Below are 17,175 nucleotides of genomic sequence, written 5' to 3' on the forward strand. Positions count from 1 at the left end.
GTTGCTACTGGTTTTGTATAAGTCATGTTAAATACCTCCATATGTAATAAAATTTTATTCTATAATTGACCTTTAATAGCCTGTTACCTTATTGACACTGTAAAAAATCTTCTGTTAATTGTTCTCTTCTAAGTTCGCATTCACCATCGGTTTCTTGTATTGATCCGTTGCTCAAGGCTAATGCAAGGCATCCTTTTCCACATGCCGATTGCCAAACGCATTTTTCACACTCATGCATATATTTCATTCCATATCTCATAAACCATACCAAGTGTGATAACCGATCACTTTCACAGATTTTTGTTAATATATTATCATATACATTTCCAATAGAATAATTCTCACCTGAAAATAATTGACATAAATATACATGGCCGTAGGAGTCTATTCTAGGCGTTAATGGTATTTTTCCACCATCAATTTCATTCAAAATCAAAGGACATACCCCTGTAAACTCGTCTGGAAACGATATTTTTAGTCCTGATTCTATTAAAGATTTTAAATGCTCATTAGAATTTATATCCTTTAAAAATTTTTTCTTCTGTTGTGGAGACAAATACATTTCTGCTTTATTCTCCTTTCCTCTCCCCAATAAAGTCAAAGTTGCTAAATCAATTTGTCGAATCCCTTTTTGAACTAGCATATCAATCATTTTTTCGATGTCATTTAAATTAAATGCTGAAACCATACATCTTATTAAAATGCGCTCTTGAATCTCCTCTTGAAGCAGATTATTAATCCCTCGTATTGTTCGTTCAAAATTTCCTTTTCCACATAATTTATCATGTGTTTCAGCACATGAGCCATTCAAGCTAATTTGAATTGAAATTTGGTGGTTTTTTAACTGTTTTGCAATCTGAGGTGTTATCAATGTTGCATTTGTAATCATTAATTTCTTTCCAAAGTTTTTCTTATCCAGTTCTTCTATAAATGTCCAAATGGATGGATGTAACAGTGGTTCTCCACCAGATAAAGTAACCGCAGTATCTTCACCCTCTTGGAGGCTATCTAAAATATTGTTAAATTCTGCAATCCCTAACATCCCTCGTAAACTACCCGATTCATTATAACAGTGCAGACATCGCAAATTGCATTTAGATGTAAGTTCAATATATACACCCTGCAATTTATAATTTTCTGCTAAGTTCTCATTAATCATATTTCTATTCCTCCTAATGATACTCTTTTATCAATCCATTTTCAGCTAAATATGTAAGTATGTTCTGACAATCATTTTCGATTGTTGCTTGATATTCTTCTTCAGGAAGTTTATATAATTCGAGTATTTTTTTGACCAATTCACGTAAATTCAAACCATCACATGTTTCCCATATAACAAATGCCGTTTCATTTAATATTATAATAGATTTTTGGTCTCCTGCAAGCACCAATGTCCTTGTATCGTTTTTAATCTTTTGATAAGGACGCTCTCTCCTTTTATACATAACATGCCTCCTAACAGCTATTTTTACTCTTCTGCACGTTTCCATGCCTGACTTTCTAAAATTATCTTTTTATCTTCTATTTCTCCTGAATTAGAACGGATAATTTCCAACCAAATTCCATTTTCGACCATTTCATCGACAAAAAAGCAATGCCCTACATCAATTAAACCCTCTATTTCCTCCTCTCCAATTTTCCATTTTCCATTTACAAATTCAATGTCAAGCTCTTTATATTTAGTTAAAGGATGATCATCAACTGAAATATCACTTCCTTCAACTGCATCCGGAACTTTCAAGCTTTTAAAAATTGCATCCAAGGAATCCATTCTAACAAACATCAACATTGTGGCAAACAAAATTAACATGCCTAAAGAAAATCTAAATTTTTTCTTTTCATAATCAAAATTTAAAATAGCAGAGATTCTTTTTTTAATGTTAGATTCGCCAAATCCATTCATTAAATATACTGGTTCATTTTCATACCGAGCAAATTTCAGCAAAAGCTCTGCATACTCTTTTTCTCCGCCCAAGCGTGAAATAACTTCGTAATCGCATCTTAATTCGATATCTCTATTTAAACAGATTGTCATTATCCATATCATAGGATTGAACCAATAAATTGCGACAACACATATCACTAAAATTTTCCACAAGCAATCTTTATGCTTTGCATGACATATTTCATGATACAAAAGATAATTTTGTTCTTTTTTTGTCATTTCCTTTACAAACTCTGGTATTATAATTTGACTTTTCGTCACTCCTACCGTAACTGGTGATTGTAAAATATCTGAACTTTTAAATTTAATCTTCTTTTCTATTTTCATTACAATATTATCTTTAATATCAGTTTTACTCAGCTCTCGTGCAAAATGTATTTTTTTTAAATACAAGCAATAGTTTCCTATAAATAGAATCAATAAAACACTACTTACTAATAGCCATATATATATATATACTTTATTAAAATTTTCAAATATTCCCAAACCGATATTCTCTCTTGCAAGAACTTTAGGACTAAGGAAAAATCGAAAAATTAGTACTAAAAAAGGAGTTACAAACGATGCTAACAACTTTAATAAAACTACTTTCCAAAGACTGCAATAAAAGTTTACTGCAACATAGTTATAAGCATAGCGCCTAACAAACAAAACTGCCAATATAACTATGCTGATTGAAATATTCAAAAAGAATAAATTCATTTTGTTTCCTCTGACTTGTGCTGTTTTATCATTGCTTCAATTTCTTCAATTTCTTTATCAGATAAATGACTGTGTACAAAAAAACTTGAAATAAAATTTGAAATTGATCCTCCAAACATTCTTCCTATCAATTCATTAGTTTCATATTCTTGTATTTCTGCTTTTTTAACAAGTGGTACACATACAAATCCTGGCTCATCTCTTCTGATTGCACCTTTAGAAATACATTTTTTTATAACAGTATATGTTGTATTTTTATTCCAGTTTGTTCTTTTAACCATTTCACGAACAATGTCCGTGGCTTTTAAATTTCCTTTTTCCCACAAAACTTCCATTATTTTAATTTCAGACTCAAATAATTTTACCATTTTGCTGTCTCCGTATATTTTTAATTTTATAATGCAAGATAACGTTTAGACTTCTGTAGTAGTCTTCTGTTGCTTATACTATCATAATAGTCTTTTCCTGTCAACAACATTTTTTTCGTTTTATATAATTTTTCCTTAAAAGTTATATAGAAAAAATTTGTTAAATCCTTAATTTCTATGCTTGATTTTTTATAACTGCCAAACATTATTCGAGAAGTTTTTCTTAGAAACCGTTAATAGATCATATTTCTATAAATTTTTTGGAATAACGAAACTTGCCCTTTATTTCAGTTCTGACATAAAGGGCAAGTTTCGCCAGAGTAACTCCAAACCCACTTCGTGGATTTTGCTTACCTGACAAACTTGATGGAGGATTCCGCTCCCCATACCCTCGGTTCTGGCATATTTCCCCAATATGCAGGTTGGCTCCTATTGAAAATAGTCGCAGCGTGATTATCCCAATCACGGAGAAACCTAAATATTTCTATAAAAATCTCTCTTTCGTTTCCCATTGACGTTCCCTAATCGGCTTTATTATAAGAACTCTTTTTTATCCTTATAATAAGGGAAGTTCACTTTTACACTTTTAACAGAAAGGAACTATACAATGGCAAGACCAAAGAAGGACAGGGAACTACGACACAAACACCAAATTATGCTCCGCCTTACTGATACGGAATATGAAATCGTTTCTGAAAACGCAAAGGCTACACATCTTCCAACGGCTGAATATGTTCGGAAACAGATTATGAAGCAGAAGGTCACAGCGAATTATGAGATTGTTGCAGACCTGCCGGAGTTGAAAAAGCTGGTTGCAGAGTTTGGGAAAATCGGGAGCAACTTAAACCAAATTGCAAGGCATTTTAACAGCGGCGGCATCCACTCACAAGAAATGCGTAAGGCAATCGACCAGAGCGTGGCCAGAATTTATGAAATGAAGTATGAAGTCTTAAAGATGGCGGGAGATTTCCACTCTGCCGCCGGAGGTAGTTTGGATGGCAATACTGAAACATATAGCAAGTAAAAATGCCGACTATGGGGAAGCACAACGGTATCTCTTATTCCAGTATGATGAAAGTACGAACAAACCGATACTTGATGAAAATGGTGAATTGATCCCACGAAAGGAATATATCATGGACGGCATAAACTGTGATCCGTTCACGTTCGACATGGAGTGCAGGGAACTAAATGCCCTATACCACAAAAATGAATCCTATGATGAAATCAAATCCCACCATTACATCATCAGCTTCGATCCAAAGGACGCAATAGAAAATGGATTGACCGGGGAATGGGCACAGCAGATTGGAATGGAATATGCAAAGAAAAACTTTCCCGGCCATCAGGCTCTTGTCTGTACCCACATGGATGGGCATAATGAAAGCGGCAACATCCATGTGCATATCGTAATCAACAGCTTACGGAAATATGATGTGGAACGTCAGGACTTTATGGAACGGGCCTGCGATTCCCGTGCCGGGTATAAGCATCATGTATCTAAAGATTATCTGATTCACTTAAAGCAGTCACTTATGGATATATGCCGCCGGGAGCATCTGCACCAGGTAGACCTCCTTGCTCCTGCAGAAAAGAAAATCACAGACCGGGAATACCATGCGAAGCGCAGAGGGCAGAAGAAATTGGATGAACGTAACAGACAGCTCCGTGCAGACGGGCTGACACCACGTAAAACAGAATTTCAGACACAGAAAGAATTTCTACGGTCTGCAATCGAAGATGCCGCAGCCGTTTCCTGCAGCCAGGAAGATTTTCAGAACTTGCTTTTGGAAAAATACAATGTCAAATTGAAGGTCAGCCGGGGCAGGTTCAGCTACCTCCACCCGGAACGAAACAAATATATCACCGGAAGGATGCTCGGCACACATTATGTAGAAGATTATCTTCTGGAGCTGTTTAAGGAAAATGCAGAGCATAAGGAAAACAAAAAGCAAACAGTTGATATGGGGAAATATAATATGGAATCGAAGAAATCTGCAACCAGCCCATCCAATCTACTGCAAGAGGAAACTGTATCAGTCCTGTTTATCAAATCAGATCTGCGTCTGGTGGTCGATCTGCAAGCTTGCGTAAAGGCACAGCAGAATGCCGCTTACGCTAACAAAGTAAAACTTTCCAACCTGAAAGAAATGGCTAAAACAGTTGCTTATATACAAGAGCATGGATATAATACAAGGGATTCCCTGGAAGATTCTTTTTCAGAGATTAAGAGCCATGCTTCCATTTCCAGAAAAGAATTGAAGTCTGTAGAAGATAATCTCCGGAAGGTAAATGAGCAGATCCACTATACAGGTCAGTATCTTGCCAATAAATCTGTCTACCAAAAGTTTGTGAAAGCAAAGAATAAAGGGCAGTTCCGGCAGGAGCATCCGATGGAAATCGCACTCTATGAAGCCGCACGGAAATTTCTGAAAGAGCAGTCCGAAAATGGGAAGCTCCCCTCCATGAAGTTATTGAAAGCAGAAAAGGAAAAGCTGCTCCAACAGAAAAAAGAGGCACAGAAAACTTACCATTACTTCCGGGATTACCAAAAAGAATTAAATACCGTCTGCTTCAATGTCGATAAGATTTTAGGACAGACGCACACCCGACAGCCGGAAAAACAGAAAAGCACCGATATTTCTTAATCTTACTGGCAGAAAAACAGCCGCATGATTCCTTTATCAAATCTTTGCGGCTGTTATGATTCCAATGAAACAAATATGTTTAAAAAATATCTTCCACTTTAGGGATTATTCCGCTAATGCCTTCGCTTTTCTCTCTCATGATACGACACATTTCATCCAGTTTTCTCTCCACATATTTCTGCATTTCCTCCCGTGCCGCTTCTGTTGGTTCAAAGGAAAAATAGAGCGGCTTCTCCCATTCCGCTTGGAACGGGTAGGGGAAAACATATAATTTCTTCACTTCCGGCATATCCGTGAACAACTGGAAAATCTCATAGGGCAGGATTTCCCCGCATACCAGGATGGAGCCTGTATCTACATAATAAACCTGTCCCTGGTACGTCGGCATACCTTGAGCCGCAAGCTGCTTCAAAGCATTCATCCGTATCGGTTCTATCTGGGTTCCTTGCCCCACACGCCATCTTGTCTGTGGGGCAAGCTCCCTGTAAATCCGTTCAGCTTCTTCATCCTTCCGGATATTATCGTCATAGTCATACCTGTAATTTTCTACCTGTATCTGCCCGTATGCAATCAGGCTTGTGAAAAGCGCAAGGGAATCCAGGTCAACATATACTGATTGATGTCCCCTGCCCTGATAAGAGCATAGAATATCCTCTAATGCGTCCATGATTTTCTTCATGGTTTCATACTTTTTTTCAGATTCTTTTTCCATTCCTTCTCCCCATTTTACGCTCCGCTTCTGCTGTCAGAAATATTTACTGGCATATCTTGTGTCTTATCCGATATTTCAGCCTGGTTTGCAGCTGCCGCTTTCTCCATCTTTTCTTTCTTCAACTGCTCTGTCCGTCCTAAATCCACATAGTGTGTCGCATATGCTTTTTCAATCTCCGGATTTCCGCTTTTGCTGAACCGCAGGGGGATTACCGGCTTATGTCCATGCCTTTTCTTCACACCCCACCGCTTGTAATAACAGAAAGACGGTTTCAGGTTCGTTTTCTTTGCATAGGACCGGATCTGTTTCATAATAAAGGAGAGCTTCTTTAAATTACACGTACACACCGCTTCCAGATACCGTACTTTCCCGAATCTCCAGTCCTCATACTTCTGCTTAGGCAGGACACCTATATCAACCAGCACATCAGCAGGGGCGGCATATCCCCTTTGCTGGCACTGGTGGTAGACAGCAGAATGTACTTTCCCTATCAGTTCTGATTCCTTCACTTTATCCTCCATGTGAATAACCCCGGCTGTATTCATTTGCAGCCGGGGATTCTATATACTTTTCTTTTTGTATCTGCCTGCCACCAAGTATTATATCGTTTGGAGCAGCCCTTTTTCAATTTCTCGAATGTCTTCCACAGACAATTCAGGAAAACAGCCTGCAATTTCTTCTGCCGACATTTTCCCCAACTTTAACATATTTTCTACTCCACCCCTTACTGCCTCCTTTGCAGCCTCACGTCTTTCACTTGCTATATGGGTACGCATGATCTTCTCTTCATCAAACAAAGCCATCATAATAGATATAACCTCCTTTTCTCTGCCTGCCAAAAACTTCCGAAGCACATCCCTGTCTTTACAGATACGGATGGTTTCCGTGACAGCCTCCCGGCTCCTTCCATACTGTTTCACCTGTTCATTATATACTTTTGTAAACGCAACATACTGGCTGATAATGTCATTCCCTTTATCTCCGTAAAGCACTTTAACCTTTACTTCAATAGCACATTCTTTCCCGCCGAAAAATTCTTTGGAAAGTGAGATTGTTTCCGGTCTGCTGGCACGCTCTCCTGTAAAAATCATGTATAATTCTGGTTCTGGAACATGAACCTTCTTGCTCCCATATAAATCTGCATCCTGTTCCTCAAAATAGTCATGGTAAATCTGCACTAAATACATCAGCACACGTATAATAATATTCATCGTCCATGAAGATTGATGCTCGACCAGAAACATGACTTTATCCCCAACCCTGAAAGCTAGATCGTTATAAATTCCATTCGTGAGGACGTTCCTTATGGTAATATCCATAAGCGCATCTTCCGTCGTCTCCGTATCCTCCGGATGGAGCGCACGGTATAACTGTATCAGATATTTCTTATCCTGAAAGAGCGTTGAAAAAACACTGTCTTTCGCCGTATATTTTGCAAACGCATTCTTTTTCTCCGCTGTTTTCTCTTTTGGTTCTTCCTGTAATGTTTCACCCTGCATCATATCACCTCGGTTCCAGATTTTGCCAATCAGTCCGGCAAATCGGCTATGCCCTGCCTTATAGTTTTATTATACAGAGAAACTCCCGATTGTTCAAGACATAAAAAGGGAGAAGCATCCGGCAGCATTCGCCAGACACTTCTCCTTTTCTTACTTCCGTCTGCGCTCCATATCCTCTGCCATTTCCATCTGCTGTGCCGGTTTTACACTCCGCTTTGCAATCTCTGCCTGTTTGCGGCGCAGCTTTGCCAGGACGGATACCCTGCCATTTTTCCCTTTTGGGGACATATTATTCCGCCTGCCGTCGATCATGTTGTAATTCTGTTCTTCATCTATCTCGGAACTTCGAAGATACTCCCCATTCTCCATATATTTCTGCCAGTTTTCAAGAGGCGGCTTATCCATAGCATTGCTGGACTGCATCTGGATATGCCCACCGGATATTTCCTGATTTTGCGGCTCTGCGGTAAGCTGTGGCGGATTAAGGTAATCCTTGATCTGCTGCTGCACCGACTGGTCAAATCCATGATATGCATGGTCTACAACCAGCTTCCCTTCTTCATCCAGCACAACCCATGCCACTTCCTTCCCATAAGTTTCATGCTCCATCAGAAAGAACTGCCTGCCTTCTATGATAATACTGTCAAAGGCAAGCCATTTCCCCTCCTTCCCCTTGATGTGGAAATCTGTTGTATCAAGAGACACAAGTGTGCCGGACGAACTTATCCGGATAAACCCAGCTATGACAGTAAACCCATCTTTTTCAACATAGTAAGAAGTCACGACACCGCCCTTATTCAGCACAAGCACATCGCTGACGCTGATCGAATGCCCGTGGAATGTCCTTGGCAGCTTCTCATTGAAACGCTTGCGAATTTCTCCTGGCTCGTCCTCCGGCTGCATCCGTGCCAAATACACCTGCTCATAATCCTCATACTGTATCTGGATTCCCTTCTCCTGCAGCGCACGGTAAGGCCGGAACCGTATCTGCCTGTTTTCCGGGATATTTTTAAGCTGGTAAACAGCAAATTGGTTCACATCCATCATTCGTCCTCCACCGGTTCCTCTTTGTACGGTTCCAAATCCATGTTTAAAAATGCTTCATCCGTAAGGAACCACAGCTTTTCCAGTGTGCTGTTAATAAGTGCAAGCATTTCTTCATCCCTGCCTATGTAGGGGATCACATTATATATTTCCTCTATGGTTGCCTGCCTGCTTTCCTTCTGGAACATTGCCATCAGGAAATATTCATTTTCCTCAAACCTCACCATCATAATTCCGGTTCTCCTTTCTTCTTTGCCTGTGCCTTCTGCCCCTGTTTTTCCTGTCCCGGTTTTTCCTTCTCCTGCGCTTTCATTCTTGCCTGCCGTTCCCGGAGGGCATTTAAGACAGACTGCTTCTTGCTGCCGCCGGATATGGCTCTGTCTGTTCTGGGGGCATTTTCAGCCGCTTTTTTCAGTTCTGCAGGCTGCTTTTCCGATACCTCTGTATCTCCAACAGATTTCCGTACCTCTGTGGCTGGATTCCTGTTTTCTTCCATCTGAACAGCTTTTCCTTCCTTTACCTCTGGCATTGTCTGTTGCGGAAGCGCTGCTTTCTCTTCCGGAGCTGATACTTCCTGCCCCGTCCTTTGTTCCAAAAGCATTGCTTCCATATCCGCAATCGCTTTCTGCACCAGCGGGCTTTCTCTGTAATGAGGAATTTCATTGATAAACTCTGTCTGAATTTCACCCGCTACCATAAGGTCATAAGTCGTACCATCATAAATGCTGTCATCTTCTAATTGAATACCAATACTTTTTATGCCATTTAGCCTGTCCGCAGGGATTTTTTCATATAATTCCATTGCTTCCTGCAATGTCTCCAGACGCTCATGAAATTCCCCCAATATATGAAATTCTGAACACTCTGCCACATAAAATGTTATAGACTGTTTCCGGTCTGCCCGCCCATTACTTTCAGGAATCTCCATATAGCCTTGCTTTTCATCCAGATATTTCTCCGCATTTTCCAGATATTCCTCCAATGTCCCCGTCTTTTCCGTAGAGATTGGATTGATGTCAACCGGGATTCCTGCTATCTTTAATCCATCCTCATGGAGCGCACTGAAAAAAGCATCCTCCTTCAGATTGCCGCTGTAAGACACCACAACATCTATATCCGAGCCTTCATGGTACAGCCCTTCTCTGGTTCGGCTCCCATATACCCTTGCACCAAGCAGCTCCACTTCCTCCGACAGCCCCATTTCATCAATCTGCGCCTGGGCATAACAGAGTACGGTTTCCTCAGTCCCTGCCCGGCTCTGACTGTTTAATGCAGGCTCCGGCTCTGTCATATCAGAAACCAGCGGCAGCTTCCCCTTCTCCGTTTCTTTCGCCTGTGCCTTCTGCAGATCTTCCTGTGCGACTGCTTCTGCCTTCTCCTGCAATTCCTCATAATCCATAACCTTACATGCCGTCATGGAGATTCCTTCATCAGAAAGGATTGCTTCCATCGCTTCACCGATGGATATATCTGGGTTATCATACACGCCTCCGTCAATCTCCCGGAAATCTTTGCCATAAATCGTATAATCATAGCCGTCTGAAACCGTCTGGATGGAAAAATAGCCTTTTCCTGTCTGGTATGCAATTTCAGCATCATAATTGTCGAGATATTCTTTTGCTTTCTGTAATGCCGACATCGTTTCCTCACGCACCCATTTTCCACTCAGGGAATATTTTTCTATGTCTGTGAGTGTTTCGATTCCATTCCTGCACTCAATCAGGGACATCCTGGAGGGCGGCTGCTCGCTGCTCTCCATGCCAAGCCGCTTGTCCACATGGTTTGGAATCTCATGATAAGCAGTAACTGCCGTATCCATATCTGAAAAATACTGATATGCCCTTTCCGCTTTGCCGCCCTCGGCATTCTGTATGACATAGTATTGTGCAATGAATGGCGGTTCCGGCTTCATCTCTATTCCTTTTTCCGAAAAATACTCGCCAATGGCTTCCATTGCCCCCTGGTCAAATCCATGCTCCAAGTCCTCTGCCACCAGCTCCCCATTCTGATTGACGATAATAGAGGCAACGGAATCCCCATATTCCTCATGCTCCATCCGGTAAAACAGCTCGCCGCTGATCTCCTTTGCTTCTACCGTATGCCATGTGCCGAAATGCCCGGTTGCAATAAACCCTTTCGTTTCCTCATTAATCTGCACGTTTTCTTCCATCACTAATTCCTGTTCCCTTATCGCATCCCTTGCCAGCCCGATAAACCCGTCCAGTACCGCCGGGTGGCTGTTTACCACATAGTCAGCGTTCATGTCCATCCCCCGGTTTATGTTTTCCGGTATCCCATATCCCTTTGCCCATGCCTTATTCCCAATAGAAAACCGCCCGTCATATTCCAAATGTTGTACGGTATTCGCAAGGATGAATACCACACGTTCCGCACCGTATTCTTCAATGATCTCCTTAGCGGCGTCATACGCCAGATGCAGCCCGTCAAAGTTCTTCCGGATCGCGTCCTCAATGGCATTTTTGCAGTCCAGGTTCCGTTTTCTTGATTCCAGGTAATCATCCGCCCGGCCATGCTCCATTGCATAGGGAAGCGTATGCGTATAAAGCGGCGGGTAGGCTTCTTCCTCAAAATACTGCGCTGCCTCTTTCCTTATCCTCTGTTCCCTCTGGCTTACAAAATCCGGCAGTTCCGTAAATCCAAAGCTGTCTACAAAGTGCGCCGACACATGCCCTCCACGGTTCAGGACCACAATATCACTCACCGAAAGGGAATGCCCTGTATATCCTTTGGGATGATTGAGATTGAATTTCTCATAAATAGTGTCCAGGTCGTCCTGTTGCCCCAGCCTTCCGCCATAGAGCAGCGCATAATCGCCTCCCTCCACTTCCATCCCGCTTTTCTTTATAAAATCCATATTGAAAAACAGGTATTCCCTGCCTTTCCCCTTTTCATCAATCTGAAAAATGCCATACCAGTCATTGGTATCCGTATAGAGCAGTTCTTCATTGGAACGGATCACCGCATCGTGCATCTGTCCTTCCAATACAGAAACATCTAAGCCTGTGAGGGATTGCCGGAATTGCCCCGGCGTAGACATCCCTCCCACAAAATTCAGCTCCTCTCCCAAATTTAAAAATCCCCTTTCCGGGATTGGGATTGGCTGTATGGCAAGGACGGTTCCTGCATGGTTCACGACTACGTGATTCTCCAGCACGGCCGGATCTCCGGGATCATCGCCAGACCCCCGCAGGTCATAGCGGTAAAATCCCTTCGGCACGTCCCCCTCCGCTATCCGTCCGTTAGAAAACAAAGCCGGTACTTCAAATACTTCTACTTCCTGATATTCCTCGTCCATTTCCCTTTCTTCCTTCTCCTTATGCACAGATTCCATCACCAGGTGGCTTTCCCATGCCCTGGCGTCAACGCCGAATATCCCGCCAGTCTCTAAAATGTCCTGTTCCGTATTCATTAATGTGGAACTCCCATCTTCATGCAGACTATATATAGGAAGCCCGGCATTGTGTAAGGCAGCCGCCCGTTCTACCGTAAGCGGCAGTACCGAATCATTCCGATAGCCAAAGTCATGCATCTGCAAAAGACCGATCTGGTTATCCGGCAGGAAGTCAATCTCCGCCTGTGCCTCCTCCATAATCCGCCCGATGTCCCGGCTTCCCGGATTTTCTGCCGCTTCTATCATTTCCCCGACCAACCTTTTTGTTTCCCTCAGATCATCCAGTTTATAAGCATAGCGGACAGCCAGGTTATGTCCCTCCCTTCCCAATGCCTCACGCCCATACTCCGCACGGCTGATGATAAGCTCCACTTGTATCAGTGTGGGAGATTTTGACGCATCTATGATATGCCCTGCATCTATATACAGGACATCATAGAAATCCGGCATATTTTCATTCCTTTCCGGATTTTCAGAATCCTTCCATAAATCCAGATGCACGCCATGCTCTTTTAAGAACTGTTCCGGGCTTCCGTTTTCTCCCTTTTGCTCTGCAAATGTCTGTAACAGCCTTAGAAAATCCACCCTGCCTACATTGTCTACAAGGTAAAAGCGCTTTGCGTCCTCACCGGAAAGGGCAACCTGGAATACCAGATCATCCTCCCCCAGCTCCCTCTCAGCCTCTTTTTCTTTCTGCAGCTTCTGGATATTCTCTACCATGCTGTCAATGAAAGAGCCTGCCGTTTTCCGGATAAAATCCATAGAGCTGCGCAGCTCTTTCATCTCCATGCTGCTGGCCCATCCCGCCAGATACGGAAAGGAGTAGTCTGACACATCATCTAAACCGAAGAAACTACAGACCGTAAAAGCCACGCTCTCGGCCTCCGTTTCTATGGTCATCTTGTTTTTCTTCTCCCCAAGTTCCTCCATCACGTCCCGGTCATGGCACATGGCATGTGTCACTTCATGGATGGCTGTTTTCATGGTCTGCTTCTCGCTCATGCCATCCCGGATTACGATTTCTTTATTCACATTGCTGTAATACCCTTTAGTATCCCCTTCAATCTTTGCATAGCGCATAGGGGCCGGGGACACCATCCGGATCGCCTCCATGAAAATGTCAAAGTTCTCCACACTCCCCATCAGTTCCGGCGCATCCAGCTCCGGGAGCGGATCACCTTGCGTTTGCGAAATGTCAAATACCGTAGATACACGGAACCGTGGGATGATATGCTCCACTTCCTCCGTTTCCGGCTGTCCGTCCGGGCGCAGCACTGGCTCGTTTGTCTCCGGGTCAAATTTCTCCACTTCTTCTTTTTCCCTGATCGGCACAGGGGCAATAATCTTGATCCCCTTCTCCCCACGCTTCACCTGACGGTGAAATTTTTTGCTCCATGTGCCGTAGCCTGCCACCAAGGTTGACTCCGGCTTTTGCATCGCTATCAAAAGCGTGTTGTTAAAGCTGTAATTATGGAACTGCGACATCGTTTTCAGGTATTCCGTGTATTTTTCCGAAGTAAATAAATCCTTCACGCCCTGTTCCAGCCGTTCCGTAATCTCCTTTAACTGTTCTTCCCGTTTTCCGGCCATAAATTTCCTCCATTCCCTGCCGGGACACCTATGTGGAATCCCGGCAGATAAGATATAAATAGAAAACGCCATCCCATCATCTGCTGACAGTATGGCCTCCTGCTTATAATTCCTGTTCTTTTTTCTTTGCTAATTTCTGACTGCCCTTATGGTTTCCGGCAAGCCTGTCTTTTGCCTCTTTCAACTTTCCAAGCACGGAAGGCTTTCTTGCCCCATCTGCAATCCGGGAAGCATCCGACACCCGGCCTGCATAGCTGACAGCTTTCCTCGGACGGTCTGCCACTTCCTGTACATCTTCCTCCATGCCAAGCGCCTCTGACGGCCCTTTGTCGTCCATGTTAAGCAAAGCATTTAATTCTGACAGCCGTTCAATCTTCTCTGCAAGTTCGTCCTCCTTTGCAAACGGCTTCTCCACTTCCTCCCTTGCCGTGGCAAGCTGCTGTTGCACGGTTTCCAGTTTCACTTCCGATTCCGTCAGTTTTTTCTCAATCCCGGAAAGTGCATTGCTGATACGCTGCAGGTTCCCTAACGGGTCTTTCCCCACTTCAATCTGGTAGCTGCACTGCCGTTTGATGGTAAGCTGGTAGGTCTGATTAAAGCTGTCAAAATTAGCGGAAAGGGTAAAGCCGTGGAACTCCCCAATCTGACCGGCTGTTTTCACTGCTTTCAATCCGGCGCAGGCGGCAATCAGCGCCGTTCCTGCTTCTTTCCGGTCTGTGTACGCTTTCCCGCCGATGACCATAGAAAAATCATCTTTTTCCTTATCTTTCTCCAAAAGTGGCTTCACTGCCTCCGCATCTGCTTTTAAGCCTGCAATCCGCTCTTTCAGCGCTGTGATCTTCACTGGGTAATTCCTTGCGATCTCCGTTTCCAGGCGGTACTTTTGGCTGGTATGGTTTGCCTTCAAAAGTTTCAGCTTGCTCACCTGGATGTCGAGATCCATCTTCTCTTTGATGTAGGGATTGCCCGTAGCCAGGGCTTTGATCTCTGCATAACTTAACGCCGTATCGTCCACGTCCTCACAGGCTCGTACCGGGGATTTACTGGTCATGATCTGGCTGATGAACTTCTGCTTGTTCTCCAAAATCTGGTCGGGTAGGTCAGCGGTATTACTACCGCCTTCCCCCCTAAGAACCGTGCATGAAAGTTTCCCCTCACACGGCTCAAGCACTTATAAGCCCTGTGTCACCAGAGCCGGTTCATCAGTGTTTTTCAAGTAATATAATGCCCTATGGCATTCGGCATGTAACAACATTTTCTTTTCTTTGAAGTCCGCCCCTATCTCTGAATGGATTCTGAAGCCCCTCTCTACCGTGATTACTTCTCCACAGTGAGGGCATATTCCCTTCTGCGCTTTATAAAGAGCATTCAGCTTCTTTCTCCCGTTGATTTCCCGAAACATCCTCTCTGTATCCCTATCCTCGAAATATTCTGTAAACTTTTCATCAAATGGTGTCGCTTCCGATTTTGTTTTCAGCCACCGTATGATATTGGTGTCCGTAGCATAAATCAAATGCAGTTCGAACGAATCTAACGTTTTAACGCTGAATGTCCAACTTCTCTTGCCAACCTGTCTGAAATATTTCTTTGCAATCCATTTATGGCTCTTTTTCGGATGCCTGCGCTTACACCATTGCCACAGGCATCTCCAGACATCAAAATCAAACCGTTCAAATGCCTGTGAGGAAACATTATATTTCTGGAAATTCACCCAGCCACGAATGACCGGGTTCAGCTTGCGTATCAAATCCTCCTGCTTCATAGACGGATTTTTCTTGATTATCTCCCTTATCTTGCTTATTATGGCTTTATAATTCTTTTTAGATGGTTTTGTAAGAAGTTTGTCTTTGTACCACCTTATGTTGCTTCCGAGAAAATCAAATCCATCTTCGATATGGGTAATGACTGTCTTTTCTTCTGACAATTCTAATCCTCTCTCTGATAGAAAATCCCGGATGATTGGAAGCACACCATTCTCCAACAATTCCTTGCTTTCGCCTGTAACAATAAAATCATCAGCATAGCGAATAAAATTTACTTTTGGTGAATATGGCTTCCCCCCGATGGTTCTCTTGTAGTATTTCTCTTTCAATTTTACTTCCAGGCCATCTAAAACCATGTTACAGATAGTTGGTGAGATAGATGAACCTTGCGGGCTTCCCAAGTCTGTCGGGAATAACCGCCCGGTTTCAATGTAACCGCTTTTTAGCCATTTACGCAGGATATCCTTGTCCATTGGGATGTTATCCAGAATCCATTCATGGCTGATATTATCGAAACAGCCTTTGATATCTCCTTCTAACACCCACTTTGGGGATTTCCTTTTATTCAGACAGGTGAAACATTGTTCAATGGCGTCCTGCACACACCGTTTTGCCCGGAATCCGTAAGAATTCGGGTCGGCGGTGATTTCTGCAATCGGCTCCAATGCAAATTTATATAATGTCTGCATTGCCCTGTCCTTCATGCATGGAATACTTAATGGGCGCATTTTTCCGTTTTTCTTCGGTATATACACCCTCTTTAGTGGCAGGGGCTTATATCCCCTGCGCTTCAAGCTGAGAATCGCTTCGTATTTCAATTTTGGGGTAGACCATAATATTTTATCTACTCCTGCTGTTTTCTTGCCTTTATTACTTGTCACCCTCTTTACGGCTAAAGCACGTCCGTAAAAAGAATGTGTGAGCAGCCACTGCAAGGATTTTACCTTGCCTGTCCTGCCCTGCTGATGAGCCTTTACGATACGCATTTGCAGTTTTTTAACGTATGCTTCGGCTTTGTTCCAGTCAATCCTGTTCCAAGCCTTTGCAACGTCAGAAGTCGCACACGTTTTACCGTTCATTTGCTTTACTCCTTTCAAAAATTCTATAAATTCTCTCGTAATCAAGCACCACGCGGAATTGGGCACCCTTTCGGGCAGGGCAAATCTTGAACCCCTATCCGGCTTCATTACAAAGCCGGCATTCGCTTCTTCCGCAATCCTATACCCGCATTCCCAACGGCTTTCCTTACGGTCGGCTTGCCTTTGCAGGCGAGAATACGGGCTTGACACGTTCCACTTAATCAACAATTATCTGATAGTTTAGGTCCCACCTCTACTCCGGCAGTTCTATGTCCGTGTATTCCCAATGTGGAAAGGAATATCCAACTGCACACCTTTTTGGTTCAAGCCTGTCAGCTACTTTGGCTTGTTCAGCCTTAACGAAGCTTACGGTGATTCAGTTAATTAACCATGCTATCAATAAAAAGCCTGCA

General features: G+C 43.0%; 14 protein-coding genes. 2 read left to right on the forward strand and 12 right to left on the reverse strand.

All coding sequences use genetic code 11. The features are described 5' to 3' along the window. Positions 1–88: 88 nt before the first annotated feature. Genes E5329_RS16785 through E5329_RS16800 form a run of 4 tightly spaced genes read right to left on the reverse strand, consistent with a single transcriptional unit; the run spans position 89 to position 3,015 of the window. Positions 89–1,159 (reverse strand): radical SAM/SPASM domain-containing protein, encoded by a 1,071-nt coding sequence (locus E5329_RS16785; protein WP_135990617.1) that lies wholly within the window; start codon positions 1,157–1,159, stop codon positions 89–91. A gap of 13 nt (positions 1,160–1,172) precedes the next feature. Further along, positions 1,173–1,445, reverse strand: a complete 273-nt coding sequence (locus E5329_RS16790) for a PqqD family protein (protein WP_168354767.1) — start codon at positions 1,443–1,445, stop codon at positions 1,173–1,175. Between the two features lie 23 nt (positions 1,446–1,468). Further along, complete coding sequence (locus E5329_RS16795; protein WP_135975721.1) at positions 1,469–2,647, reverse strand: M56 family metallopeptidase; 1,179 nt, start codon at positions 2,645–2,647, stop codon at positions 1,469–1,471. Further along, a complete protein-coding gene (locus tag E5329_RS16800; RefSeq protein WP_135975720.1) occupies positions 2,644–3,015 on the reverse strand; it encodes a BlaI/MecI/CopY family transcriptional regulator in 372 nt (123 codons plus the stop codon). The genes E5329_RS16795 and E5329_RS16800 overlap by 4 nt, the downstream gene beginning before the upstream one ends. A gap of 607 nt (positions 3,016–3,622) precedes the next feature. Between E5329_RS16800 and E5329_RS16805 the strand changes: the two genes are divergently transcribed. Continuing rightward, complete coding sequence (locus E5329_RS16805; protein ID WP_004074407.1) at positions 3,623–4,039, forward strand: plasmid mobilization protein; 417 nt, start codon at positions 3,623–3,625, stop codon at positions 4,037–4,039. Continuing rightward, positions 4,011–5,663, forward strand: coding sequence for a relaxase/mobilization nuclease domain-containing protein (locus E5329_RS16810; protein WP_135975719.1), 1,653 nt, complete (start codon positions 4,011–4,013; stop codon positions 5,661–5,663). The genes E5329_RS16805 and E5329_RS16810 overlap by 29 nt, the downstream gene beginning before the upstream one ends. 79 nt (positions 5,664–5,742) lie before the next feature. Here the strand turns inward: E5329_RS16810 and E5329_RS16815 are convergent, their stop codons facing one another. The 8 genes from E5329_RS16815 to ltrA form a co-directional block, all read right to left on the reverse strand. Beyond that, a complete protein-coding gene (locus tag E5329_RS16815) occupies positions 5,743–6,375 on the reverse strand; it encodes a hypothetical protein (RefSeq protein WP_004083166.1) in 633 nt (210 codons plus the stop codon). 14 nt (positions 6,376–6,389) lie between these two features. Next, positions 6,390–6,884: a hypothetical protein gene (locus E5329_RS16820; RefSeq protein ID WP_330571583.1), complete on the reverse strand. Its 495-nt coding sequence runs from the start codon at positions 6,882–6,884 to the stop codon at positions 6,390–6,392. 90 nt (positions 6,885–6,974) lie between these two features. Beyond that, positions 6,975–7,874 carry an RpnC/YadD family protein gene (locus tag E5329_RS16825; RefSeq protein ID WP_016221413.1) on the reverse strand — a complete coding sequence of 300 codons (900 nt, stop codon included), beginning with the start codon at positions 7,872–7,874 and terminating at the stop codon, positions 6,975–6,977. Between the two features lie 150 nt (positions 7,875–8,024). Then, complete coding sequence (locus E5329_RS16830; RefSeq protein WP_135975749.1) at positions 8,025–8,918, reverse strand: YodL domain-containing protein; 894 nt, start codon at positions 8,916–8,918, stop codon at positions 8,025–8,027. After that, complete coding sequence (locus E5329_RS16835) at positions 8,918–9,148, reverse strand: transposon-transfer assisting family protein (protein ID WP_135975718.1); 231 nt, start codon at positions 9,146–9,148, stop codon at positions 8,918–8,920. Before E5329_RS16835 ends, E5329_RS16830 begins: the two co-directional genes overlap by 1 nt. Then, entirely contained in the window at positions 9,145–13,920 is a 4,776-nt protein-coding gene (locus E5329_RS16840; RefSeq protein WP_135975717.1) for a DUF3849 domain-containing protein, read from the reverse strand. The genes E5329_RS16835 and E5329_RS16840 overlap by 4 nt, the downstream gene beginning before the upstream one ends. Before the next feature lie 103 nt (positions 13,921–14,023). Next, the gene (locus E5329_RS16845) at positions 14,024–15,091 is read right to left on the reverse strand and encodes a helicase (protein WP_135975716.1); all 1,068 of its coding nucleotides are present in this window, start codon (positions 15,089–15,091) and stop codon (positions 14,024–14,026) included. Next, positions 15,092–16,762 carry a group II intron reverse transcriptase/maturase gene (gene ltrA, locus E5329_RS16850; RefSeq protein WP_135975715.1) on the reverse strand — a complete coding sequence of 557 codons (1,671 nt, stop codon included), beginning with the start codon at positions 16,760–16,762 and terminating at the stop codon, positions 15,092–15,094. Positions 16,763–17,175 lie beyond the last annotated feature (413 nt).

The organism is Petralouisia muris (assembly GCF_004793545.1).
GTDB classification, from domain to species: domain Bacteria; phylum Bacillota; class Clostridia; order Lachnospirales; family Lachnospiraceae; genus Petralouisia; species Petralouisia muris.